Source organism: Kitasatospora sp. Ki12 (genome assembly GCF_054601375.1).
The window spans coordinates 2345879-2368082 of the sequence record NZ_BAAIHT010000001.1; the positions used below are offsets into that span (position 1 = coordinate 2345879).

At 75.6% G+C, this 22204-nt stretch carries 22 protein-coding genes; 10 read left to right on the forward strand and 12 right to left on the reverse strand.

Annotated elements, in window-relative coordinates:
• Positions 1-439 precede the first annotated feature (439 nt).
• The 5 genes from ACYP53_RS10235 to ACYP53_RS10255 form a co-directional block, all read right to left on the reverse strand.
• Entirely contained in the window at positions 440-2104 is a 1665-nt protein-coding gene (locus ACYP53_RS10235) for a hypothetical protein (protein WP_459647221.1), read from the reverse strand.
• The gene (locus ACYP53_RS10240) at positions 2098-2994 is read right to left on the reverse strand and encodes an ABC transporter ATP-binding protein (protein WP_373313658.1); all 897 of its coding nucleotides are present in this window, start codon (positions 2992-2994) and stop codon (positions 2098-2100) included. The genes ACYP53_RS10235 and ACYP53_RS10240 overlap by 7 nt, the downstream gene beginning before the upstream one ends.
• 126 nt (positions 2995-3120) lie before the next feature.
• Complete coding sequence (locus ACYP53_RS10245; protein WP_189912984.1) at positions 3121-3720, reverse strand: TrmH family RNA methyltransferase; 600 nt, start codon at positions 3718-3720, stop codon at positions 3121-3123.
• Positions 3717-4361: a class I SAM-dependent methyltransferase gene (locus ACYP53_RS10250; RefSeq protein ID WP_189912983.1), complete on the reverse strand. Its 645-nt coding sequence runs from the start codon at positions 4359-4361 to the stop codon at positions 3717-3719. Before ACYP53_RS10250 ends, ACYP53_RS10245 begins: the two co-directional genes overlap by 4 nt.
• Before the next feature lie 104 nt (positions 4362-4465).
• Positions 4466-4936: a carboxymuconolactone decarboxylase family protein gene (locus tag ACYP53_RS10255; protein ID WP_459647222.1), complete on the reverse strand. Its 471-nt coding sequence runs from the start codon at positions 4934-4936 to the stop codon at positions 4466-4468.
• 214 nt (positions 4937-5150) lie between these two features.
• Between ACYP53_RS10255 and ACYP53_RS10260 the strand changes: the two genes are divergently transcribed.
• Positions 5151-5357 (forward strand): hypothetical protein, encoded by a 207-nt coding sequence (locus tag ACYP53_RS10260; protein ID WP_189912981.1) that lies wholly within the window; start codon positions 5151-5153, stop codon positions 5355-5357.
• Positions 5358-5387: 30 nt separating this feature from the next.
• Here ACYP53_RS10260 and ACYP53_RS10265 read toward each other — a convergent pair whose 3' ends face one another.
• Together ACYP53_RS10265 and ACYP53_RS10270 are read right to left on the reverse strand one after the other, a co-directional pair.
• Complete coding sequence (locus ACYP53_RS10265) at positions 5388-8135, reverse strand: lysylphosphatidylglycerol synthase transmembrane domain-containing protein (RefSeq protein WP_459647223.1); 2748 nt, start codon at positions 8133-8135, stop codon at positions 5388-5390.
• A 67-nt stretch (positions 8136-8202) separates the two neighbouring features.
• A complete protein-coding gene (locus ACYP53_RS10270) occupies positions 8203-8964 on the reverse strand; it encodes an SDR family oxidoreductase (protein WP_189912979.1) in 762 nt (253 codons plus the stop codon).
• Positions 8965-9149: 185 nt separating this feature from the next.
• Here ACYP53_RS10270 and ACYP53_RS10275 point away from each other — a divergent pair, with 185 nt between their 5' ends.
• The 5 genes from ACYP53_RS10275 to ACYP53_RS10295 all read left to right on the forward strand — a co-directional run bounded on the left by ACYP53_RS10275 (position 9150) and on the right by ACYP53_RS10295 (position 13497).
• On the forward strand, positions 9150-10055 hold the full coding sequence (locus ACYP53_RS10275; RefSeq protein ID WP_459647224.1) for a helix-turn-helix transcriptional regulator: 906 nt from the start codon (positions 9150-9152) through the stop codon (positions 10053-10055).
• 127 nt (positions 10056-10182) lie between these two features.
• On the forward strand, positions 10183-10449 hold the full coding sequence (locus ACYP53_RS10280; RefSeq protein WP_189912977.1) for a UBP-type zinc finger domain-containing protein: 267 nt from the start codon (positions 10183-10185) through the stop codon (positions 10447-10449).
• A gap of 184 nt (positions 10450-10633) precedes the next feature.
• A complete protein-coding gene (locus ACYP53_RS10285) occupies positions 10634-10903 on the forward strand; it encodes a hypothetical protein (protein ID WP_189912976.1) in 270 nt (89 codons plus the stop codon).
• A gap of 205 nt (positions 10904-11108) precedes the next feature.
• Positions 11109-12347 (forward strand): serine hydrolase domain-containing protein, encoded by a 1239-nt coding sequence (locus tag ACYP53_RS10290; RefSeq protein WP_459647225.1) that lies wholly within the window; start codon positions 11109-11111, stop codon positions 12345-12347.
• 163 nt (positions 12348-12510) lie between these two features.
• The gene (locus ACYP53_RS10295) at positions 12511-13497 is read left to right on the forward strand and encodes a sigma-70 family RNA polymerase sigma factor (RefSeq protein WP_459647226.1); all 987 of its coding nucleotides are present in this window, start codon (positions 12511-12513) and stop codon (positions 13495-13497) included.
• On the opposite strand, the gene ACYP53_RS10300 is transcribed toward ACYP53_RS10295, so the two are convergent.
• The gene (locus ACYP53_RS10300) at positions 13396-13806 is read right to left on the reverse strand and encodes a hypothetical protein (RefSeq protein WP_459647227.1); all 411 of its coding nucleotides are present in this window, start codon (positions 13804-13806) and stop codon (positions 13396-13398) included. The genes ACYP53_RS10295 and ACYP53_RS10300 overlap by 102 nt on opposite strands.
• A 98-nt stretch (positions 13807-13904) precedes the next feature.
• Here ACYP53_RS10300 and ACYP53_RS10305 point away from each other — a divergent pair, with 98 nt between their 5' ends.
• Positions 13905-14396: an NUDIX domain-containing protein gene (locus tag ACYP53_RS10305; protein ID WP_459647228.1), complete on the forward strand. Its 492-nt coding sequence runs from the start codon at positions 13905-13907 to the stop codon at positions 14394-14396.
• Between the two features lie 79 nt (positions 14397-14475).
• On the opposite strand, the gene ACYP53_RS10310 is transcribed toward ACYP53_RS10305, so the two are convergent.
• The 4 genes from ACYP53_RS10310 to ACYP53_RS10325 all read right to left on the reverse strand — a co-directional run bounded on the left by ACYP53_RS10310 (position 14476) and on the right by ACYP53_RS10325 (position 17893).
• The gene (locus ACYP53_RS10310) at positions 14476-15234 is read right to left on the reverse strand and encodes a Clp protease N-terminal domain-containing protein (RefSeq protein ID WP_459647229.1); all 759 of its coding nucleotides are present in this window, start codon (positions 15232-15234) and stop codon (positions 14476-14478) included.
• Between the two features lie 100 nt (positions 15235-15334).
• On the reverse strand, positions 15335-16078 hold the full coding sequence (locus ACYP53_RS10315) for a tyrosine-protein phosphatase (RefSeq protein ID WP_459647230.1): 744 nt from the start codon (positions 16076-16078) through the stop codon (positions 15335-15337).
• A gap of 193 nt (positions 16079-16271) precedes the next feature.
• Positions 16272-17042: a VC0807 family protein gene (locus ACYP53_RS10320; RefSeq protein ID WP_459647231.1), complete on the reverse strand. Its 771-nt coding sequence runs from the start codon at positions 17040-17042 to the stop codon at positions 16272-16274.
• A gap of 158 nt (positions 17043-17200) precedes the next feature.
• Positions 17201-17893 (reverse strand): hypothetical protein, encoded by a 693-nt coding sequence (locus ACYP53_RS10325; RefSeq protein ID WP_459647232.1) that lies wholly within the window; start codon positions 17891-17893, stop codon positions 17201-17203.
• A gap of 356 nt (positions 17894-18249) precedes the next feature.
• Here ACYP53_RS10325 and ACYP53_RS10330 point away from each other — a divergent pair, with 356 nt between their 5' ends.
• From ACYP53_RS10330 to ACYP53_RS10340, 3 genes are all read left to right on the forward strand, one after another.
• The gene (locus tag ACYP53_RS10330) at positions 18250-19137 is read left to right on the forward strand and encodes an RNA polymerase sigma factor (protein ID WP_373313657.1); all 888 of its coding nucleotides are present in this window, start codon (positions 18250-18252) and stop codon (positions 19135-19137) included.
• A complete protein-coding gene (locus ACYP53_RS10335) occupies positions 19134-20183 on the forward strand; it encodes a hypothetical protein (protein ID WP_459647233.1) in 1050 nt (349 codons plus the stop codon). Before ACYP53_RS10330 ends, ACYP53_RS10335 begins: the two co-directional genes overlap by 4 nt.
• Positions 20184-20612: 429 nt before the next feature.
• Positions 20613-22199, forward strand: coding sequence for a protein kinase domain-containing protein (locus tag ACYP53_RS10340; protein WP_459647234.1), 1587 nt, complete (start codon positions 20613-20615; stop codon positions 22197-22199).
• Positions 22200-22204 lie beyond the last annotated feature (5 nt).

Consider the following 22204-nt stretch of genomic DNA (forward strand, 5'->3'; position numbering starts at 1 on the left):
CGTCGTTCTGGGCCTTGCCTGGTGCTGTGGTGCGGTTGACGGTCCCGGGGTGCGCGCGGCCCTGCCCGCCCTCGCGCCGAGAGGATCGCTTCGGCTTCGGCAAGGGTCGGGCCCGCGCGCTCTCGTACCTTCGGCGCCTCCGGGACCGGGCCATCGTACTCCGGGGCTCCGGGCTCCGGCCGGGCCCGATCTGCCGGTTGACCGGCAGCTTTGTGCTCCGGGGCGGGGGGCTCGGGGGCCCGTCGCCGGCTACTCGCCGAGGTGGGCGAGGACGGCCGGCGCGCGACGGTCCGTCGGTGTCGGTGGGGGCGGGGCCGAGCTTGCCGACGATGTTGCCGATGGCCGGGAAGCCGGGCTGAGGCCGGCCCTGGCCGGTGACGGGTGGTCGGCACCGGGTGGCCGGGCGGCGCCGACCACGGCGGCCGCTCGGCCTGCCGGCTCAGCGGGTGGCGTGGCGTATCGCCCCCAGGGCGAGCGAGGCCAGGGCCAGGGCGGCGGCGAGGCCGGCGACCGCTGCCGGGGCCGGGGCGCGCTGCCCGGTGACACCGAGGAAGTCCAGGCCGCCGACGTGGTTGATCATCCCGTACCAGAGCAGCGGGTAGAGGGTCTGGAACAGCCGGGGCCCGCGGGTGACGGTGCCGCAGAGCAGGGCCAGGGCGGGGATCAGCAGGGCCCCGGCCAGGGCGCCCGCGGCGGCCCGGTGCTCCCCGGCGCCGAGCAGCCGGACCACGGACCCGGCCACCACCGCCAGTGCCGGGACGATCCCGGCGAGCAGCGCGGCCAGCCCGCGGCGGAGCGGGGAGGGGCAGGCGCCGAGCAGCTCCTCGATGCTGCCGCCGCCCGCCCGGTGGCCCATCCGGGACCAGAGCAGCATCGGCCAGAGCATCGCGAACGGCAGTACCGCGTGGCTCGGCCCGGCCGGTGCCACGCTCAGTGCCACCGCCGAGATCGCCGCGGCCCCGGCCCACCACAACCACCACCCCTGGACCAGGATCCGTAGCTCACCGGCGAGCGCGGCGAGCACCGTGCCGCCCCGGTGGGCCGGGGCCAGCCGGGCCGAGGTCGCCTGGGCCGAGGTCAGCCGGGCCGGGGCCGCGGCGAAGGCGGCGGGGCCGCTCTCCGGTGCCGCGCCCGCCCCGGCCTCCTCCCGGTCGGCCCCTTCGGTCCGTCCGCCCGGGCGTACCCCCGTTCCGCCCGGGCGGAGCCTTGTCGTACCAGGGCGGAGCCTCGTCGTACCCGGGCGCGTGGACGCCCCGTCGAAGCGCCGGAACCACAGCGCCCCGAGCAGGGCGAGCCCGACCGCGACGGCCGTCAGCAGCGCCCCCGTCGCGGCCGGACCGCCCGCCTCGCCCGGCCCGAGACCGGGCCAGTCGAAGGTGCCGAGCACCCGGTCGTCCGCCGTCAGCCCGACCCCGAACTCCACGCCGTCCGTGGGCCGGCCGCCCGCCGCGAGCACCTCCCGGATCGACGCGGTGATCCGGCGCATGCCCAGCACGTCCAGGCCGTCGCTCGTCTGCGCCCCCAGGACGAGGACCAGCCAGACCGCGAACCAGACGGTGGCCCCCAGCCCGCCGCGCAGCCCGGGCAGGGTGTCGAAGAGCACCGCGCACCCGGCCACCACCGCCAGCAGCGGCAGGGTGATCAGGACGTACGGCAGCAGCAGCCGCACCGCGTCCACGTGGCCCGAGTCGCCCTTGAGCAGCTGCACCGCGAGCGCCGTGCCGGCCAGGGCGAGCAGCATCGAGCCGAACAGCAGCAGGTTGCTGCCGAACTTGCCCGCCAGGTAGGCGATCCGGCTCATCGGGGTGGCGGCGAGCACCTGGCCGACGCCGCTCCGCTCGTCCCGGGGGATCGCCCCGCGCGCGACGCCGAAGCCGGCCAGCGAGAGCCAGACCGCGCCGCCGAGCGCCGTCACCGTCCCCACGTAGCCGCTGGTGTAGCGGCCGTGCAGGTCCGTCACCTGGAAGACCTGCCAGCGGGATTCGCCGATCGGCGCGGCCAGCAGCCCGAGGGCGAGCGTGCCGAGCAGCACGACCAGGTAGCCGGGCCGCCGCCGGCGCTCCCGGAAGTCGGCCAGGGCGAGCGCCCCGATGCGCGTCACCATGCCGCCACCTCCTCGGCCGCCGCCGGCGCGGCGGTGAGCAGCAGGTACGCGTCGTCCAGCCGGGGCGGGACGGGCCGGGCCTCCGGTGCGGGCCGGGCCCGGGACAGCACTCGGGCCCGGACCCCCTGCGGGGTGCGGGTGGTGCCGCCGAGCAGGAACCGCGAGCGCAGCGCGGGGAGCCGGTCGGCCCCGACGGTCAGCTCCCAGACCGAGCCCTCGGCGTGCCGCAGCAGCTCCTCCGGGGTGCCGTGGTGCAGCAGCCGGCCGTGCCCCATGACGGCGATCCGGTCGGCGGTGGCGGCCACGTCCGGGACGATGTGGGTGGACAGCACCACGATCCGGTCGGCGCCGAGCCCGCTCAGCAGGCTGCCGAAGCGCAGCCGCTCCTCCGGGTCCAGCCCGACCGTCGGCTCGTCGACGATCAGCAGCGCCGGGTCGTTGAGCAGCGCCTGGGCGATGCCGACCCGCTGGCGCATCCCGCCGGACATCGCCCCGAGCCGCTGCCCGGCCGCGCCCGACAGGTTGACCAGGTCGAGCAGTTCGTCGATCCGGGCCTTCGCGGAGCGCCGCCGCATCCCCTTGGCGGCGGCCAGGTAGTCGAGGAACTCGCGCGCCGTGAGCTGCGGGTAGACGCCGAAGTCCTGCGGGAGGTAGCCGACGGCACGGCGCAGCGGCCCGGGGTCACGGGCGGTGTCGACGCCCTCCCACAGCACCCGGCCGGAGGTGGGCCGGGTGACCGTGGCCAGGACGCGCATCAGGCTCGACTTGCCGGCGCCGTTGGCACCGAGCAGGCCGAGCACGCCGGGCCGCAGCGTCAGCGAGAAGGAGTCCACCGCGCGCTTGCCGCCGCGGTACTCCTTGGTCAGGTCGAGGATCCGGAGTTCGGTCACGACCGGAATGCTTCCGGGCGGGGGCCGTCCGCACATCTGCCGTTCGGCAGAGATGCGCGGGGTTTCCGGGCGGAAACGGCGGGAGGGGTGGGCCTTTCGGCACACCCCTCCTGTGATCGACCCTCGTCAGTCCTCGTCGCCCCCGAGGTCGTCGCCGAGATCCCCGGCCAGGTCGTCGGCCAGGGCGCCGTCCGGGGTGCCGCTGATCGCGTACCCCTGGCGGCGCGCCTCGTAGCAGGCCACCGTCGCGGCCGCCGACACGTTCAGCGAGCCGACCCGGCCCAGCTGCGGCACGAACACCACCTGGTCGCAGAGCGCCAGCGCATCCGGCGTGATCCCGCGGTCCTCGTGCCCGAGCACGAAGGCCACCGCCGGGGTCAGCGCGGCCGCGAACATCGGCACCGCCTCGTCCGCCAGCTCCAGGCCGACCACCTTGAAGCCGTCCGCCTTCGCCGCCGCCACCGCCTCGGCGATGGTCGGGAAGTGCTCAACCTTCAGGTACTTGTCGGTGCCCATCGCGGCCTTCTGCGCGCCCGAGGAGCGCACCGACGGGGTGTCCCCGGCCAGGTACAGCTTCTCGGCGCCCATCGCCGCACCGGTCCGGACCACCGAGCCGACGTTGAACGGCGACTGCAGGTTCTCCAGGATCATCGCGAGCCGGAACTCGTTGCTGCGCCGCCAGGAGCGGTGCAGACGCTTCAGTTCGGTCCCGCGCAGCTGCTTCACGACGTCGTACCTCGTCCATTCTCCGAGCCCTCGCCCGTCTCGGGGCGGGGCCGCGCTTCCAGAATCCGGAACCCGTTGACCGAGGCGACCCGGGTCGTCGGGTAGCCCTGGTCGTTCAGCCACTTCTGCAGCGAGTCCGAGCCCAGGTGCTTCTGCACCACGAGGAACGCCGAGCCGTCCGGGGTCAGCCGGCCGAGCCAGTGCGTCAGCAGCCGGCGCAGCGCCGCCTTGCCGATCCGGATCGGCGGGTTGGAGTAGATCGTCGCGAACCGGAGGTCCGCCGGGACGTCGTCGGGCAGCGCGGCCTGGACGTTGCCCAGCCGCAGCGCCTCGGCGTTCAGCCGCACCAGCTCCAGGGCGCGCTCGTTGACGTCCACCGCCCAGACCGGGAGCCGCTTGCGCCGGCTCGCCCAGGTCAGCGCGATCGGGCCGTAGCCGCAGCCGACGTCCAGGATCGGGCCGCGCACCCGCGGCGGCGGGGCGTGCTCCAGCAGGATCCGGGTGCCCGGATCGAGCCGCTCCCGGGAGAACACCCCGGTGTCGGTGGTCAGTTCCAGGGTGAGGTCCGGCAGGGAGACCGTGATCGGCCGGCGGTCGCTGGCGACCTCGGGTGCACCGGTGAAGTAGTGCGAGCCGGACATGCGTTCCCCGTCGTTCGTTCGGGCTTCGGGGCCACCGGGTGGGTGTGGGTTAGCCCTTTCGTACGGCACCGATCGTACCCCCGGTGGCCGGGCCGACGTTCCGGTCAGACGGTGCCGGGGGACTTGCGGGTGGCCACGTTGATCCGGTTCCAGGCGTTGATGGTGAAGCAGACCGAGATCAGCTGCGCCAGCTCGGTCTCCTCGAAGTGGACGGCGGCCCGGGCGTACACCGCGTCCGAGACCCCGCCGCCGATCCGGGCGATCTCCTCCGCGAGCGCCAGGGCGGCCCGCTCCCGCGCGCTGTACACCCCGGCCGGGGCCTCCTGCCAGACCGGCAGCAGGTAGATCCGCTCGTCGGTCTCGCCGGCCTTGCGGGCGTCCTTGGTGTGCATGTCCAGGCAGTACGCGCAGCCGTTCAGCTGGGAGGTGCGCATCTGCACGAGCTCGACCAGCGACGGGTCCACGCCCTCGCGGGCGGCCGCGTCCAGGGCGATCATCGCGCGGAACACCTTCGGGACGGTGCGGGCGTAGTCGAGACGGGCGGGGGCTTCGGTGATCTCGTTCGTCGTCGTCATGACTTCGACCCTAGGGGCGCGGTGCACCCCTCTCAGGGGCCATTCGGGAGCGGGTTCCGTGGGTCAATCAAGGGGCTCGGCCGGTCGGAGCGGGGCCCCCGGCAACACGCCCGGGCGGGCTCGGCACGTCGCGTCCGGGCGCCGCGCGGCGGATACTGCGAGTACCGCCAACCGGGCCCGTGGGAGCCTCCGAACAAGAGTGAGGACGGATGCCATGCCGCAGGATCACGAGGACTACCTGATCGACGAGGCCGCCGAAGCCGTCGAGTCCGGGGAGTCGGGCGAGGAGACGCCCCAGTCCGACGAGTACGACGAGGTCGCCGAACGCCGGGCCCTCGGCGCCGACCCGGCCACCGACGTCGCGGACGCGGCGGAACAGGCCCGGGTGGTCCAGCTGGACGAGGACGAGTACCGGGAGTAGCCAGCCGCCCGCCGTGCCGTGGGCCGGTTCCTAGAGCGCCCGGCGGCGCTGCAGCCAGGCCATCGCCGCCCAGCCCGGCAGCACCGGCAGGATCAGCGTCAGCAGCCGGTACAGCGCCACCGCCGCCAGCGCCCCGCCCTTCTCCATCGACGCGGTCTGCTGCAGCAGCGCGATCAGCGCCCCGTCCACCGCGCCGGCCCCGCCCGGGGTCGGCGCCGCGCTGCCCGCCGCGTTGCCCACCAGGAACACCACCGCCACCGAGGCGAAGGACGGCTCCCGGCCGATCGCCCGGGCACAGCAGTACAGGCACGAGATCAGGCAGATCGACACCAGCAGCTGCCCGGTCACCCCGACCGCCAGCCGGGTCGGACTGCGCAGCAGGTCCAGCAGCCGCGGCAGCACCTCGGTCGTCAACGGCCGCAGCCGCGCCGCCAGCCACCGCCGCGCCACCGGGATCGCCGAGACCACCGCCAGCAGCGCCGCCGCCCCCGCCAGCCCGCCCACCACCGCGGGCAGCGCGTCCAGCTCGGAGCCGCCCGGCTGCAGGTCCAGCAGGTAGACGAACGCCCCCAGCTGCAGCAGGTGCAGCACCAGCCCGATCAGCGTCCCCACGCCCACGCTGGACAGCGCCTGCGCCGTCGGGATCCCGGCCCGCTGCAACAGCCGGGTGTTCAGCGCCACGCCGCCGACCCCGCCGGGCGACACCAGCTTCACGAACGCCCCGGCCACCTGCGCCAGCACCGCGTTGCGGAAGTCCAGCCGCTCCGGCACGAAGCCGACGAACCCCATCGCGGCCGTCACGTGGCTCGTCGCCGCCGCGAACAGCGCCAGCAGCAGCCACCAGGGGTCGGCGTCCGCCAGGGCGGAGACCGGGTTGTCCTCCGCCGCGAACAGCTGCGGGATCAGCAGCCACCCGGCCACCACCCCGCCCACGACGGCCAGCAGCGTCCGCGGCCGCAACCGCTCCAGCCGCACCGGCCGCCCCACCACCTGCGGCCGCGCCCGCAGCACCTCGGCCCGGATCTCCTCCAGGAGGCCGACGGGGGCGGTGGGGGGTTCGGCGGTGCTCCCGGACCGGGGGCGTTCGCGGGTGCTGGTGCCGGGCGCGGGGACGGTGTCGGTGCGGGGCGCGGGGACGGTGGCGGCCGCCGGGTCGGCCGTGGCGGGGCGGGGGGCCGTTTTCGCGTGGAGCTTGAGGGCGCGACGGGTGGTGTGGGTGAGGGCGATGGGCTGGAGGAGCGGGAGGGCGGCACCCACCGGGTCGGGGCCGAGGACGGCCGTGGCGGTGCGGACGGAGCGGGCGGCGCCGGTGCGCAGCGCGAGGGTGGTGAGGAGCTGGGCGATGTCGCAGCGCAGCACGAGTTCGGTGGCGGCGATGTCGCCGTCGGCGAAGTCGACCAGGTGGACCGCGCCCGAGTCGTCCACCAGGAGGGAGGAGGGGACGAGGGCGCGGTGGGCGATCTCGCGGCGCTGGAGGAGCGCGAGCTGGCCCCAGACGCCGGTGAGCAGCTCGTCGGTGATCTCCTCGTCGGCGAGCTGGTCCAGGGTGCGGCCCGGCAGCCGCTCGTACGCGATGAGGGCGGTGTCGTGGCCGAGGCCGACGGTGGCGGCGATGGCGCGGGTACGGACACCGGCGGCCAGGGCCGCGTACGTGACCAGGGCCTCGTGCTCCAGCCCGGTGTGCGGGGAGCGCAGGACGCGCGGGTCGGGGGCGGTGCGCAGGCGCAGCCGGCGCCAGGCCCGCTGGACGGCGGCGGCGGTGACGGCCTGCCGGTCGAGGAGCTGGACGTCGAGTTCGGGCAGGCCGTCGGCCTGCCGGACCAGGTAGCGGTCGGGCCCGGCCGGGTGGGCGTCGACCGGGCGCAGGCCGCTGTCGCGCAGGGCGCGCAGGATCTCGCCGGCGCGCGGGCAGGGGTCGGGGGTGCCGACCGCGTACAGGGTGCCGTGGGCGCCGGTCCAGCCGATCAGCAGGCCGAGCAGCAGGGCGGTGGGGGTGGCGAAGCCGCCGGCGAGTCCGGCGAGGCCGGAGAGGGCGAGGACGGTCCAGGGCAGCCGGCGTTCGCGGCTGCCGGAGGCGGTCATGAAGGCGAGGACCGGGGCGAGGTAGCCGTAGACCGGTTCGGTGCGTCCGAGGACGTCGCCGGGCAGCGGCTGGGTGAGTGCGGTGATCAGCGAGTGCGGGGCGAGGCCGTCGCCCCACAGGTCCACGCCGAGGGTGGCGCCGTACGCGAGGACGGCGGCGAGCAGCCCGTCGGACACCTGTTGGAGGGCGCGCCGCCGGTCGGGGCCGAGCAGGCGGCGGACGGCGAGGCCCACCGGCAGCAGCAGGACCGCGGCGGTGGTCAGGCCGCCGGCCAGGCTCGCCAGCGGCCGCGGCACCAGGCCGGCGGCCTCGGCGACGTCGGCGGCGATGCCGCCGGTGGTGGCGCGGGCGTAGTCGGCGAGCAGCAGGGTGAGCGCGATGGCGAACAGGCCGCCGAGCAGCCGGATCAGTGCGACGGGCTGCCGGAGCCGCCCGGTGGCGGGCAGCGGGCGGGCCCGGAACCGGCCGAGGCCGGCCTGCCCGGGTATGCCGGTGCTACCGCTGGTGCTGCTGCCGGTCTCCGCCACCCTGCTGCCCGCAGAGCCGCCGTTCGTACCGCTACTGCCCGCCGGGCCGTTGTCCGCCATCCCCACCCCGTTGTCCGGCGCCCCCGCGCCGCCGTTCCGTCGCGCGGGCACACCGCCCGGGTCGCCCCCGACGGTGTCGCCGTTCGTACTCCCCGTCACGATCGCCACGGATGGCATGCTCCCATGCCGCCCCCGGACGCGGAGCCGGGACGCCGGGCCTCAGCGCCCCCGGGCCCTACGCCTGCCGGGTCGGCAGGATGACCAGGTGGCGCAGGTTGACGTGCCGGGGGCGGCTGACGGTGTAGGCGACGAGGTCGGCGACGTCCTCGGCGGTGAGGGCCGGGATGGCGGCGAACATGTCGCCGAGCTGCTCGCGGAGCACCGGGTTGTCGACGTGCCCGCTGAGCTCGGTGCCGGTCAGGCCGGGCTCGATCGCGCTGACCCGGACGTCGCGCGGGCCGAGCTCGCTGCGCAGGGCGGCGGACAGCTGGGTGAGCGCGGCCTTGGTGGCGCCGTACACGGCGTAGTCGGGGAAGACCACGTGCGAGGCGATCGAGGAGACGTTGACCAGGTCGGCGGTGCGGCCCTCGGCGGCGGCCGCGGTGAGGTCGGCGGTGAAGGCGCGGACGATCCGCAGGGCGCCGGTGAGGTTGGTGTCGACCATGCGGGTCCACTGGTCGATCCGGCCGTCGGCGAGCGGGTTGGGGAACATCACCCCGGCGTTGTTGACCACCAGGTCGACCGGCCCGTACGCGTCGTGGACGGCCTCGGCGGCGGCGTCCACGGAGGCCTGGTCGGTGATGTCGGTGGTGACGGCGAGCGCCCGGCCGCCCGCGGCGGCGATCTCGGCGGCGAGCGCGTCCAGCCGCTCGGTGCGGCGGGCGAGCAGGGCGACCCGGGTGCCCTGGGCGGCGAGGGCCCGGGCGGTGGCGGCGCCCATGCCGCTGGCGGCTCCGGTGACGACGGCGGTGCGGGTGGCGAGGGAGGCGAGGCTCATCGGGTGCTCCGGGTTGCGGTGGGTGGTCGGGCTGACGTCGACCACTCTGCGCGGGCCGCGACGACCGACCCAGGGCTGTGCTTTTCCCCGGAACGCCCGTCCTGGGAACGCCTTTCCCGGGACGGCCTTTCCTGGGAACGGCAGTACCACCCTCGGTCCGCCCGGCCCCGGTTAACCTGCCGGGCATGGAGAACACCCTGGGGGACTTCCTCCGCTCGCGCCGGGCCCGGATCCTGCCGGAGGAGGTGGGCCTGCCCTCGCACGGCCGCCGCCGGGTGCAGGGCCTGCGCCGGGAGGAGGTGGCGCAGCTCGCGGGCGTCAGCGTGGACTACTACGTCCGGCTGGAGCAGGGCCGGGGCGGCAGCGCCTCGGACGCGGTGCTGGACGCGGTGGCCCGGGTGCTGCGGCTGGACGCGGTGGAGGCGGCGCACCTGCGCTCGCTGGTGCGTCCGTCCAGGGCCCCGGCCGCCGGGACCACCGGCCGGGGCCGGGCTCGGCAGCAGGTCCGGCCGGGGACGCGGCTGCTGCTGGACCTGATGACCGGGGTGCCGGCCTTCGTGCTGGGACGCCGGATGGACGTCCTGGCCTGGAACGCGCTGGGCGACGCGGTGAACGGTTTCTCCACGCGTACGGGTGGGGGATCAGCGGCCGGCGGCGGGGCCGGCGGCCCGGACGGCCCGCCCAACCAGGCCCGGCACGCCTTCCTCGACCCGGCGGCCCGGGACCACTACCGGCAGTGGGACGCCGTCGCCGCGGAGACCGTCTCCTACCTGCGGCGGGACGCCGGGCTGCACCCGGAGGACCCGGCGCTGAGCACCCTGGTGGGCGAACTGTCGGTGCGCAGCGAGGAGTTCCGCCGGCTCTGGGCGGACCACTGCGTCCGGGAGAAGACCCACGGCGTCAAGCTGGTCCGGCACCCGCTGGTCGGCGACCTCGACTTCGGCTACGAGACCCTCGGCGTCAACGGCTCGCCGGACCAGCTGCTGGTCGTCTACACCGCCCCGGTGGGCTCGCCGACGGCGCAGAAGCTGGCTCTGCTCGCGAGTTGGACGGCCCCGGGGGCGGCGTCCGAGGCGTCCGGGGTCTCCTGAGCCGCGGACGAGCTGCGGATGGGCTGCGGATGGGCTGCGGAACGAACCGCCGGGAGAGCCGCCGGAGGGGCTCCGGGCAGCCCGGCGTGAGCGGGCGGGACGGCCCGGGGCGGCATAGCCTGCACTCATGAGTGCCTGCGAAGACCTCGCTCTGGCCCCTCAGGACATCGAGCCCCGCCCGCCCGCCGACGGTTGCGCCGACTGCCTCGCGCAGGGCCGTCGGGACTGGGTGCACCTGCGGATCTGCCTGGACTGCGGCCACGTCGGATGCTGCGACTTCTCGCCGCAGCGGCACGCGACCGCGCACTTCCACAACTCCTCGCACCCGGTGATCCGCTCGTACGAGCCGGGGGAGGACTGGCGCTGGTGCTTCGTCCACGAGGTCATGGGCTGAGGGCGGTCACGGACCGGGGCGGACGGTCACGGGCCGAAGCGGGCGGTACGGGCCGAGGTGGACGCCGGCACCCGCTCTCCCCGGTGGCAGGGGAGTCCAACCCGGATAAAATCCGGACATAACGTTCGTGCGGCCCCTCCGGCCGACAGTCGTCCGGTCGGTGACCGCCGAAGGGAGGCCGACGATGACCAAGCGAACACCGGGCAGCACCGCCCAGCTCCGTCAGGGCACCCAGGAACTGCTGGAACGCCGCGGCATGGCGAGCCCGCCCAGCCGGATCGCGCCGAAGGTGCGCACCGGCGCGACGTCCTCCTCCGGCGCCGGGTACGGCGGCGAGGCGTTCCGGCACGGCGGACGCGACGCGCCGACCGCCTCCGCGCCCGCCGCTCCGGCGATGCACGCCGAGCTCAAGGGCCACCGGCACCGCGGCGCGGAGAAGCACTCCGCCCACTGAGCCGCGTCCTGCGCGCGGTCGCGCCGGGGGCGGGCACCGGACCGACGGGGCCCGCCCCTGACGCATGATCAGGGTCGCTCTCGGGGCGTTCTCCGGGGCGCCGCGGGGGACTTCCCGGATGCCGCGGCCGGTCGTCCTCCCGAAGACTCTCTCCCGTCCGAGCCGTCGCCGGGCCGTCGCCGATCCGTCGTTGGAGAGAAGTCGCATGAACACCCGTACGCGCACCAGCCGTTGGTCCACCCTCGTGGCGGCCGGTGCGCTGCTCGCCGCCGTCACGGTCGGTGCCGCGGCCCCGGCCCTGGCCGCCGACGCTTCCCCGGCCGTGTCGGCCTCCCCGGCCGGCGCGGCGGTCCGGCCCGGGCCGCTGGACCGGGAGGCGCTCGCGAAGACGCTCGACGCCCTGCCCGCCGACGTCACCGGTGCGCTGGTCCGGGTCGGCGGCCCGGGTGCGCGGTGGCGCGGCACCTCGGGCGAGGACGTCCCGGCGAACGCCCGGTTCCGGATCGGCAGCATCTCCAAGGTGTTCACGTCGACGGTGATGCTCCAGCTCGTCGCCGAGGGCCGGGCCGACCTGGACGGCACCGTCCAGCACTACCTGCCCGGGCTGCTGCCGGCCGGCTACCCGCCGGTCACCGTACGCCAGTTGCTCAATCACACCAGCGGTCTGCCCGGGGGCGGCGGGATGACCGCCGGGGACGGCAGCACGGCGTGGTTCGCCGCGCACCGGACGCAGTACTTCAGCCCCGAGCAGGTCGTCGCCGACATGCTCACCCAGCCGATGAACTTCGCGCCCGGCACCGCCCAGCAGTACAACGGCAACAACTACTTCGTCGCCGCGATGGTGATCGAGAAGGTCAGCGGCGACACCTTCACCGACCAGGTGCGCAAGCGCATCACCGGCCCGCTCGGCCTGCACACCACCTACGTCCCGGACGCCGACGACCTGACCATCCGCGGCCCGCACGCCTCCGGCTACGTGGACGTCCGCGCCGCCGACGGCAGCACCGACCGGGTGGACGTCACCGAGCAGAGCCCGTACCCGTGGGCCGAGGGCGGCATGATCTCCTCCGCCGCCGACCTGGAGCGCTTCTTCGACGCGCTCTACCGCGGCCGGCTGCTGCCGCCCGCCCAGCAGGCCGAGGTGTTCACCGTCCCGGACCTGCCGAACAGCCACAACAAGAACTGCGAGATCGGCCCGACCGCCGGCCACGCCTGCTACAGCACCGCCGGCCTGCTGCGCACCGTCCTGCCGAACGGCACCGAGGTCTGGGGCAAGAACGGCGCCCGCCCCGGCTACAGCAGCGGGGTGTTCGCCACCCGCGACCTCTCCCGCACCGTGGTCGTCGGGCTCAACCCGACCGGCATCTCGGGCGAGGAGTTCCCCACCCTGTGGAAGCTGGTGACCACCGGCTTCGGCTCCGGTCAGGTGTACGGGCAGCGGTGACGTCCCGCGGGCGGGCGGTTGTCGGTGCCCTGCGCTAGGTTCGTCCCGTCCGGCAGCGCAGGACGGGCCGGCGCAGGCCGGGACAGTGCAGGCCTGCGCAGGACAGGACGGCGCAGGACAGCACGACGCAGGACAGGGCACGGCGGAACGACGGGGGCGCACCATGACCGACGCGATCACGGAGGAGCCGGTCGAGCTCCAGCTGGAGCGGTACCGGACCGAACTCACCGGCTACTGCTACCGGATGCTCGGCTCGGTCTTCGAGGCCGAGGACGCGGTGCAGGAGACGATGGTCCGCGCCTGGCGCGGACACCGGGGCTTCGAGGGCCGGTCCGCGCTGCGCTCCTGGCTGTACCGGATCGCCACCAACGTCTGCCTGGACGCGCTGAACGGCCGCAACGGCCGGGCCCGTCCGATGGACCTGGCAGGTCCGGTCACGGTGGCCACGGCGCACGGCACCCAACTGCCCGAGGTCACGTGGATCGGCCCCGCCCCGGACGGCCGGGTGCTGCCCGAGACGGGGGACCCGGCCGAGGTGGCTGCCCAGCGCGAGTCGGTGAAACTCGCCTTCGTCGCCGTGCTCCAGCGGCTCGCGCCCCGGCAGCGGGCGGTGCTGATCCTGCGCGAGGTGCTCGGCTGGAAGGCCGCCGAGGCCGCCGAACTCCTCGGCGTCACGGTGGCCTCGGTCAACAGCGCGCTGCAGCGGGCCCGCGCGGTGCTGGCCGCGGACGCGTCGGCCGCCCGGCCGGCCCCCGCCCTGGACGAGGACCACCGCGCGCTGCTGGACCGCTACGTCCGCGCCTTCGAGGCGTACGACATGGACGGCCTCGCCGCGCTGCTGCACGAGGACGTCACCCTCAACATGCCGCCGTTCTCGATGTGGCTGCAGGGGCAGGAGGAGATCCGGGCCTGGATGCTGGGCCCGGGCCACGGCTGCCGCGGCTCGCGGCTGCTCCCGGTGACGGCCAACGGCGGGCCGGCCTTCGCCCAGTACCGGCCGAGCCCGGAGGGCGGGCACGAGCCGTGGGCGCTGATCGTGCCGGAGGTGTCAGCGGGCCGGATCACCGGGTTCACCAACTTCCTCGACACCGATGTGCTCTTCCCGCTGTTCGGCCTGCCGCCCCGGCTGGACGCCGGGCAGCCCGAGTAGGCGTGGAGGTTCGGCGACTTCGGGGAGTTCGGCGAGTTCGAGGAGTTCGGGCGGTTCGGGTGGGCCCGGCAGCAGTGCCGCGAGCCCGCTGAACGCGAGCAGTTCGCGCAGCGGGCCGCTCGCGTTCAGCAGGACCACGCCCACCCCGTGCCGGGCGGCGGCGAGCCGCAGCCGGGCGAGCGCGTCGACGACGGTCAGGTCGGGCGCGGTCAGTGCGCCCAGGTCGCAGCTCAGGACGGGCGCGCCCGAAAGGCTTCGCGGGGTGGCCCCGTTGGTGGTGTTCGCGGTGGTGTTCGCGGTGCTCTCCATGCGGGTTGGACCGTCGCGGCGGCACCGACTCATCGGTCCGGCGTGGATCGCGGTGGCAGAGTGGGCCCGTCGCACCCACCCGACCCAGGAGGAGCACCATGACGGCTGAGCCCTTGAAGCCCCGCGAGGAATGGCTGGCCTCGCTGCCCCGGATCTACGCGGCGGCGGGCGGCCTGCTGCGGGACGAGTCCGGCCGGATCCTGATCGTGAAGGCCGGGTACCGCGAGCACTGGCAGTTCCCCGGCGGCACGATCGACCTCGGTGAGGGCCCGGTCGAGTGCGCGAAGCGGGAGTTGGAGGAGGAGACCGGCATCGTCCGGGAGACCGGTGCGCTGCTGGCCATCTCCTGGACCCACCCCTCGGGCGAACTCGACCACCCCGCCGAGCACCTGATGTTCGACTTCGGCACCGTCCCGGACGGCACCCCCGTGACCGTCCCGGCCGGTGAGCTCGACGACCACCGCTGGGCGCCCGTCGAGGAGGCGCTCGAACTCCTCGGCCCGGCCCGTTCGGCCCGGCTGCGGGCGGCGCTGGAGGCGGCCGAGGACGGCCGGGTGCGGATCGTCACCACCCACATCTCCGGCTTTTAGGGCGCGCCTGTCAGACGCGCCTCAGCGACGAGTGCCGCGCCCCGGACGGTGGTTCCGCCCGGAGCGCGGCGTCGGGTCCTCAACCCTGCTGCTCGGACTCGGCGTTCCGGGCGGCGATGATGGCGGCGATGGCCTCCGAGACGAAGGTCTCCGCCTCGGCCTTGTCCACCTTCAGGCCGGTGAGGATGCCCTGGCCGTTCTCCTGCTCCAGCAGGGCGAGCAGGATGTGCTCGGTGCCGACGTAGTTGTGCCCGAGCTTGAGCGCCTCGCGGAAGGTCAGCTCCACCACCTTCTTGCACCGGGCGTCGTACGGGATCAGCGCGGGCAGCTCGTCGACGGAGTCCGGCAGTACGGCGGTGGCCGCCGCGCGCAGGGCCTCCGGGGCGACGCCCTGGGCGGCGAGTGCCTTCACCCCGATGCCCCCGGGCTGGGCGAGCAGGCCGAGCAGCAGGTGCTCGGTGGTGATCTCGGCGTTGCCGGCCTTCCGGGCCTCCTCCTGGGAGGCCACCATGACCTTCCGGGCGCGCGGGGTGAACCGGCTGAAACCCTGGCTGGGGTCGAGGTCGTTCGGGGTGGCCGGGTCCTTGGGGACGAAGCGCTTCTGGGCGGCCTGCTTGCTGACGCCCATGCTGCGGCCGATGTCGGTCCAGGAGGCGCCGGAGCGGCGGGCCTGGTCGACGAAGTGGCCGATCAGGTGGTCGGCGAGGTCTCCGAGGTGGTCGGCGGCAATGACCGCGTCGGAGAGCTGGTCGAGCGCGTCGGGGTGGACCTTCTTGATCGCGGCGATCAGGTCGTCGAGGCGCAGCGGAGTGGTGTTGGGAACAACGGGATTCTCCATGCGTCAACCGTAGGTTGTCGACCCGAGGGCCGTCAACCATCGGTTGACGATTGTCGTGGGGAGTCGGAGGGGGTGTTCCGTCCCCGCCGGGAGGGCCGCCCTACCCGGCGGGCAGCAGCCGGCCGCGGACGGCGGCGATCAGGTCGGGGGTGACGCCCGCCGCGAGCAGGTAGCCGGCCGGGTCGAGCCCGTCGAGCGCGGTCGCAAGGGCGGCCTCGGCGGTGGTCCCGGCCTCGGCGAGCACCGCGTCGATCCGGCGGTACGGGTCCGGCAGGCCCAGCATTCCGTACAGCGGGCGGACGTTGGGGCCGCTCAGCAGGTAGTCCTCGGCGATCGCGGCCCGGTCGACCCCGGCCAGGGCGACCAGCAGCAGGGCGGCGAGGCCGGTGCGGTCACGGCCGGCGCCGCAGTGCACGACCACGCCGCCGGGGCGGGCGCCGGCGATCGCGGCGATCAGCGCGGCGGCGGCGTGCGGGCAGTGGTCCAGGTACGGGCGGAGCGCGAGCGGGGTGCCGTCCAGTCGGCCGTGGGCCTCCCACCAGGCCGGGCCGGCGAGTTCGTCCAGCGGGACCCGGATCAGGTCGATGCCGTCGGGGAGCGGGAGGAGCGGCTTGTACTCCTCGACGTCGCGCAGGTCGACCACGGTGCGGACACCGTGGTCGAGGAGGGCGTCCCAGCCCTCGGCGGTGAGGCGGTCCAGGTTGTCCGCCCGGACTATCGCGCCGCGGGCGGTGAGCCGGCCGGAGGCGGTGGGCAGCCCGCCCAGGTCGCGGACGTTCAGGCAGCCGTCCCAGACGAGGGTGCGGTCCTCGGTGGTGGTCGGCGCGTCCGTGGTCCCGTTCATGGGGCTCCCCGTTTCCTCGTCGGGGGTCCCGTTACCCCCTCGTTATGTAAGGACTCCCGGGAGATCCGTATGGTTCCTGGCCGTTCGAGTGCCGGGAACCGGGCGTTCAGATGCCGTCCGGGCTCATCCGGGGTGGTGCGGGGCGGTGCGCGGGTGGTGCGGGGTGGTGCGGGGCGGTGCGGCCGGGCGGTGCTCAGGCGGCGGTCGGGGCCCCGGCCTCGACGGTGACCAGCTTCTCCATCGGGTCGGCGGCGATGTGGCCGAGCACCGAGCCGGCCACGATCGCGGCGATCAGGAACACGGTGGACAGCCAGGCCATGGTCGACACCGGCAGGGTGAAGGCGCCGACCACCCGGGCCGCGCACTCGGTCAGCAGCGCGGTGCCCCAGATGCCCGAGAACACCCGCTCGTGGCGGCGGAAGGAGCGCGACCCGGCCGCCAGGCCCCCGGCCAGCCGCTCCCAGGCGGCGGCGCGGTCCCGCTTGCCCTTGGTGAGGAAGGGCATCAGCATCGGGCTCATCACCGGCCGGCCGATCAGCGCGGAGACCAGGATCGCGAGGGCCACGGTGCCGCTCAGGCCGCCGTCCTTGGCGATCATCATCCGGGCGTCGCCGGTGACGAAGGTCAGCGCCAGGCCTGCCAGGTTGACGGTCAGCATCAGCGCGGCCCACAGGTTGAGCCGGCGCTCGCGCAGCAGGCCGAGGACGGTCCGGGCGGCCGGGAAGGCGCTGGACCAGGCCAGTGCGGCGAACTCGCTCAGACCGCAGGCCGAGTGCAGCAGGTAGTAGCCGGCCAGCGGGGCGGCCACGTCGAGGGCGAGCGGGCGGAGGCCGGAGACCAGCGGGTTGGGGGCCTCGGCGTGCGCGGCGCCGTCGGCGGCGGCCGGCGCGGGAACGGTGACGGGCGCGGTGACGGGCGCGGCGACGGTGGCGGTGACGGCGGCGGCGCTGACGGTCTGGCTCACGGTGGGTTCCTCCCCGGCTGGTGGCCGCGGGCTGCTGCCCGCGTCGTGCCTCCAGTCTTTCCGTCCGACCCTCCGTCAGAGCAGTGCCGTCCGTTGCGGGATCCGCGTGACAGTTGTCATGGTGCGCACCGTGACACCGCCTCCGACCTGCGAATTCCCTAGTCCCCGTCGGGGAAGGTCCACAGTGCACGTCCCAGGGTGTCGAGGCAGCGGACGGTGCCGAAGCGCTCGTCGCCGGCGGACAGGAAGCCGTCCGCGACCCCGACCAGGACGATCCGGGCGACGGCGTCGCCCCGGGTCCAGGCGCCGGTCAGCTCCAGCGCCTTGTCGGCCAGCTCGGCGCGCTGCACCCGGGCCACCGCGGCGGTCAGCAGCGCGGCGTTGACGTCCGCCAGCTCGGCGGGGGAGAGGTAGGTCTCGCCGGTGGGCGCACGGTCGGACTCGGCCCGGCGCCGCAGCTCCGGCAGGCCGTAGTGGCGGACGGCGGCGACGGCGTCGTCCAGCGGGAGCTGCCAGCGCCGCCCGGGCAGCACCTCCCACCAGACGTCCTCGCCGACCGGCAGCACCTCGCCGATCCGGGCCCGCCAGATCTCGACGTCGTGGCGGACCCGCGGGTCGGGCCGGTGGCCGGGCAGCCCGGCGACGGCCCAGTCGGTGCGGCGGACCAGGCTGAGGCCGAAGGTGAACGGCACCCGGTCGGCGGCCGGGCGCTCGACCAGGCCGACCAGCACCCAGTGGGTGTCGTCCGGCAGGCTGAAGGTCCGGCGCCACCCGGTGAGGCCCAGGGCGCGCAGCGCGGGGGCGAGGTGTTCGCGCAGCCCCCTGGCGTGGAGCTCGTGGGCGGTCGTCATCGCTGGTCCTCGTCGGTCGTGCCGCCCGGTGGGGTCGGGCGCGTTCTCGGTGGCCCGCCGGTGGCCGCGGCGCAGCCCGGCACGTCGGCACGGTCGGCTCGGTGGTGCGGGCGGGGTCGGCGGGGGCGTGGGGCCGACGGCGAGGTGCGCGGTCGGGCGGCCGGGCGGGCCGGTGCCGCCCCGGTCTCCGGGCGCGCGGCGGCGGCCCCGACTGATTCGTCTACGGACAACGTAGGCGGGGCAGGCCGCTCGGGGCTGCGGGCGAACGACAGCAATGCGCGGGACCTTGGCCCCGGGTGGGCCGGTCCCTTCGGCCGGATCCGACCTGGTCCCCCGAATGGCGCATCATGTGGCGGGTGCAGAGTGCAGAGCGCCCCGGAGCGGGCACCGGCAGCCACGTCGGCCGGTCCGGACCAGTACCGACCACCGGCCCACCACCGGGGCCGGCCGCCGCTCCCGCCGATCTGAGCGAGGCGGTGCTCGCCGCGCAGGGCGGGGACGAGGAGGCGTTCCGGCTGCTGTTCCGGACCGTCCAGCCGGGCCTGCTGCGGTACCTGCGGGTGCTGGTCGGCGGCCGGCCGGAGGACATGCAGGACGCAGAGGACATCGCCTCGGAGACCTGGTTGCAGATCGCCCGCGACCTGCGCGGCTTCTCCGGCGACGGGGACGGCTTCCGCGGCTGGGCCGCCACCATCGCCCGCCACCGGGCGCTGGACCACCTGCGGTCCCGCCGCCGCCGTCCGGTCGCGGACCTGCCCTTCGAGTACCTCGTCGAACTGGCGGCCGGGGACGACACCGCCCGCGCCGCGCTGACCACGGTCGGCACCGCCGACGCGCTGGCACTGATCTCCAGACTGCCGCGCGACCAGGCCGAGGCGGTGCTGCTGCGGGTGGTCATGGAGCTGGACGCGGAGAGCGCCGCCCAGGTGCTGGGCAAGCGGGCCGGCAGCGTCCGGATGGCCGCCCACCGGGGGCTGCGGCGGCTGGCCAAGCTGCTGGAGCAGCCCTTCGCCGCGGGCGTCGGGATCCCGGCCGCGCGTCCGGCCGACGCTTCGGGCGGACCCCGGAACGGCGCGACGGGCGGTGCACCGGGCAGCGCACCGGCCGGGGCTGCGAGCGGTCCGACCGCCGCCGGAGGGAGCGCGGGCAAGGCCTCCGGGCAACCCGCGGGGAAACCCGCGAAAAAAAGTTCTCCGCAGGGTGTGACAGAACACCGGGCCGCGACGCTGAAGGACATGAGATGAGCACCAACCGATCCCGTCGGATCGACCGTGATGCCGCCGAGCAGCTGCTCGGCGGTGCCGTGGCCGCCCCGTCGGCCGGGCAGGACGCCTCGCTCACCGGACCGGACGGTGGTCCCGGGCAGCTCGCCCGGGTGCTCGCCGCGGCCGCCGCTCCCGCGACGGCCGGCGAACTGGCCGGGGAGGAGGCCGCCCTGGCCGCGTTCCGGGAGGCGAGTCTCACGCCCGACCCCGTAGTGACCCCAATCCGGAGACGATCGATGGCAACCGCCGCGCTGGCCAGGGCCTTCAGCACGAAGGCCGCTGCCGCCGTGCTCGGAGCCACCGCGCTGTGCGGGGTCGCGGTCGCGGCCGGCACCGGGAACCTGTCGTCGCTGGGCGGCGGCCCCTCCGAGCCCGAGCGCCCGCTCGCGGCCCAGGGCGGCGCCATCGGCACCTCGCCGGGCGCGCCGGGCCACGGCTCGGCCGCGGCCGGCGTCCCGTTCGCCCCGGCGTCCGGCTCCGCCCGGCCGTCCGACGGTGCCTCCACCGGTCCGCGGACGGCTCCCCCGACCGGCACCGCGACCCCCGGCACCCCGTCGGCCGAGGGTCGCGGCGACCGCTCGACCGTCCCGCCCGCGTTGCTCGGCCTCTGCCGCGGCTTCGCCGACCGTACGGCCAAGGGCGAGCGCCCGGGCCGACTGGTCACCGAACCGCTCTACGGCCCGCTGGTGACGGCGGCCGAGGGCGCGGACCGGGTGGCGGACTACTGCGCCGAGGCCATCGGCGAGGCGGACGACGACCACCAGGGCACCACCGCCAAGCCGCGCGACCCCGCCCACACCGGCGCCACGTCCGGCACCTCTTCCGGCACCGGGTCCGGCAAGGGGAACACCGACGGCGGCAAGAGCGGCGGCGGCAACGGCGGCGGCGAGGACATCGGCGGCAGCGGCACCCGGCCCGGCAAGACCGGAACGACGGTGCCGACCCTGCCCGCGGCGCCCACCGTGCCGGAGGTCCGGCCGAGCAAACCCGACCGCTCCGGGAACGAACAGTCATCCGTGAGGTGACCCCCAGGACTCCGGGTGGGCGGCGAGCGACTCCCCCCGGGCTCACCGCCCACCCGGAACAGCACCACCCGCACCACCGGTAGTACCCGCACCACCCGCGGTATCGCGGGAAGGTGCGGCAGCAGTACCACCCGAAGACCCCGGGTGGCCGGTCGGCTCCCCCGTGCCGGCCGTCCACCCGGCCGGCCCCGGCCGGACCGGCAGGCGCCACCCCGGAAGCGCCGCCGGCCCGGCCGGCCCGGAAACGTGCGGCCCGCCCTCCCGCAGTCAGGGCGGGCCGCACCCCCGCGCCGGCGGCCGGGGGACCGCTGCCCGGTCCCCCGACCGCCACCCTCCGCCCCCGGCCGGGGCGCACGGCCGTACGGCTATCGTGCACGGGTGCACGAGGCGGCCCGGGACCCCGGGCACGGCACGTGAGGGGAGCTCCAGGTGATCGGACGGGCGCTGAACGGGCGTTACGAACTCGTCGAGATGCTCGGCGTCGGCGGCATGGCCACCGTCTGGCGCGGCGTGGACCGGGTCCTGGGTCGTCAGGTGGCGGTGAAGGTCCTCAACGGCGGCCTCGCCGACGACCCCCGCTTCGCCGAGCGCTTCAGCCGGGAGGCCCAGCACGCGGCCATGCTGGTGCACCCGAGGATCGCCATGGTCTTCGACTCGGGCGTGGACCAGGGCACCCCGTTCATCGTCATGGAGCTGATCAACGGCCGTTCGCTGGCCGCCGTGCTGGCCCAGCAGCCGAACCTGCCGGTGGAACGCGCGGTCGGCATCGCGGCGGCGGTCTGCGAGGCGCTGGCGGTCGCGCACGCGGCCGGGCTGGTGCACCGGGACATCAAGCCCGGAAACATCATGATCACCGACGACGGCGGGGTGAAGGTCGTCGACTTCGGCATCGCCAGGGCCGGCTCCTCCAGCAACCTGACCCAGACCGCGAGCGTGCTCGGCACGGCCGCCTACCTCTCGCCCGAGCAGGCCACCGCCTCCGCGCTGGACGGCCGGACCGACCTGTACGCGGTCGGCTGCGTACTGACCGAGATGCTCACCGGCGCGACCCCGTTCACCGCGGAGACCCCGGTGGCGATCGCCTTCAAGCACGTCAGCGAGCAGCCGCTGCCGCCGTCCGCGCGGCGTCCCGGCCTGCCGCCCGCGCTGGACGCGGCGGCGCTGCGCCTGCTCGCCAAGGACCCGGCCGGCCGCCCGGCCGACGCCTCCGCCGCCCGGGCCGAACTGCTGGCCACCGTGCCGGGCCTGGTCGTCGGCGATCCGACCGCCGAGCTGCTCGCGACCAACGCTCCCAACGCGATGGCGGCGACCGGCGCGCCCACCGGGGCCGCCACCCAGCTGCTCCCGCCGGTGTCCGTTCCGCCGAACCAGCAGCACACCACCCTCCTCCCGCCGCAGCTCCCGGCAGCCGCCACCTCGGTGATGGCGCCGGTCCCGGTCGGCCCACCGGCCCCCGGCCCCACCCCGGCCGCCCCGGCCCGCGCCGGCCGCCGCCGCAAGCCGCTGGTGCTCGGCGCGCTGGGCGTGGCGGGCCTGGCCGGCGTCACCGCCCTGGCCCTGACCGCCTTCGACGAGCCGGCCGGCAACGCCGCCGCGAAGCCCACCGCGGCCACCGCGCCCACCACCCCGGCCGCGACGCCCACCCGGCCCCCCGCCTCCGCCGCCCCCACCACCCCGGCGCCCGCCCCGACCACCGCCGCGCCGACCCAGGCCGTCCCGCGCAACCAGCCGGCCGCGCTGCAGCTCCAGTCCTTCCGCCAGGCGGTGGCCCAGGCCCAGGTCGGCAAGGACCGGGACAAGCAGCTGGAGCTGCTGAAGATCCTCGACACCGCCGCCGCACAGCTCAACGGGGGCGATCCGGACGCCGCCGCGCAGGACCTCAAGGGGGCCCAGAAGGTGGTCCGCGACATGGCGAAGAAGCACGCCATCGATCCGCTGACCAACGCCAACTGGAACGCCCGCCTCTCGGCGCTGTTCTCCACCCTGCACACCGCCGCCGACCTCCAGGACGACTGACACGA

Bases quoted from the DNA above. Each gene is read 5' to 3' on its own strand.
- ACYP53_RS10235 (WP_459647221.1), bottom strand. From the start codon at position 2,104: ATGGTGACGCGCATCGGGGCGCTCGCCCTGGCCGACTTCCGGGAGCGC.
- ACYP53_RS10250 (WP_189912983.1), bottom strand. From the start codon at position 4,361: ATGTCCGGCTCGCACTACTTCACCGGTGCACCCGAGGTCGCCAGCGAC.
- ACYP53_RS10255 (WP_459647222.1), bottom strand. From the start codon at position 4,936: ATGACGACGACGAACGAGATCACCGAAGCCCCCGCCCGTCTCGACTAC.
- ACYP53_RS10260 (WP_189912981.1), top strand. From the start codon at position 5,151: ATGCCGCAGGATCACGAGGACTACCTGATCGACGAGGCCGCCGAAGCC.
- ACYP53_RS10270 (WP_189912979.1), bottom strand. From the start codon at position 8,964: ATGAGCCTCGCCTCCCTCGCCACCCGCACCGCCGTCGTCACCGGAGCC.
- ACYP53_RS10275 (WP_459647224.1), top strand. From the start codon at position 9,150: ATGGAGAACACCCTGGGGGACTTCCTCCGCTCGCGCCGGGCCCGGATC.
- ACYP53_RS10280 (WP_189912977.1), top strand. From the start codon at position 10,183: ATGAGTGCCTGCGAAGACCTCGCTCTGGCCCCTCAGGACATCGAGCCC.
- ACYP53_RS10285 (WP_189912976.1), top strand. From the start codon at position 10,634: ATGACCAAGCGAACACCGGGCAGCACCGCCCAGCTCCGTCAGGGCACC.
- ACYP53_RS10290 (WP_459647225.1), top strand. From the start codon at position 11,109: ATGAACACCCGTACGCGCACCAGCCGTTGGTCCACCCTCGTGGCGGCC.
- ACYP53_RS10295 (WP_459647226.1), top strand. From the start codon at position 12,511: ATGACCGACGCGATCACGGAGGAGCCGGTCGAGCTCCAGCTGGAGCGG.
- ACYP53_RS10300 (WP_459647227.1), bottom strand. From the start codon at position 13,806: ATGGAGAGCACCGCGAACACCACCGCGAACACCACCAACGGGGCCACC.
- ACYP53_RS10305 (WP_459647228.1), top strand. From the start codon at position 13,905: ATGACGGCTGAGCCCTTGAAGCCCCGCGAGGAATGGCTGGCCTCGCTG.
- ACYP53_RS10310 (WP_459647229.1), bottom strand. From the start codon at position 15,234: ATGGAGAATCCCGTTGTTCCCAACACCACTCCGCTGCGCCTCGACGAC.
- ACYP53_RS10315 (WP_459647230.1), bottom strand. From the start codon at position 16,078: ATGAACGGGACCACGGACGCGCCGACCACCACCGAGGACCGCACCCTC.
- ACYP53_RS10325 (WP_459647232.1), bottom strand. From the start codon at position 17,893: ATGACGACCGCCCACGAGCTCCACGCCAGGGGGCTGCGCGAACACCTC.
- ACYP53_RS10335 (WP_459647233.1), top strand. From the start codon at position 19,134: ATGAGCACCAACCGATCCCGTCGGATCGACCGTGATGCCGCCGAGCAG.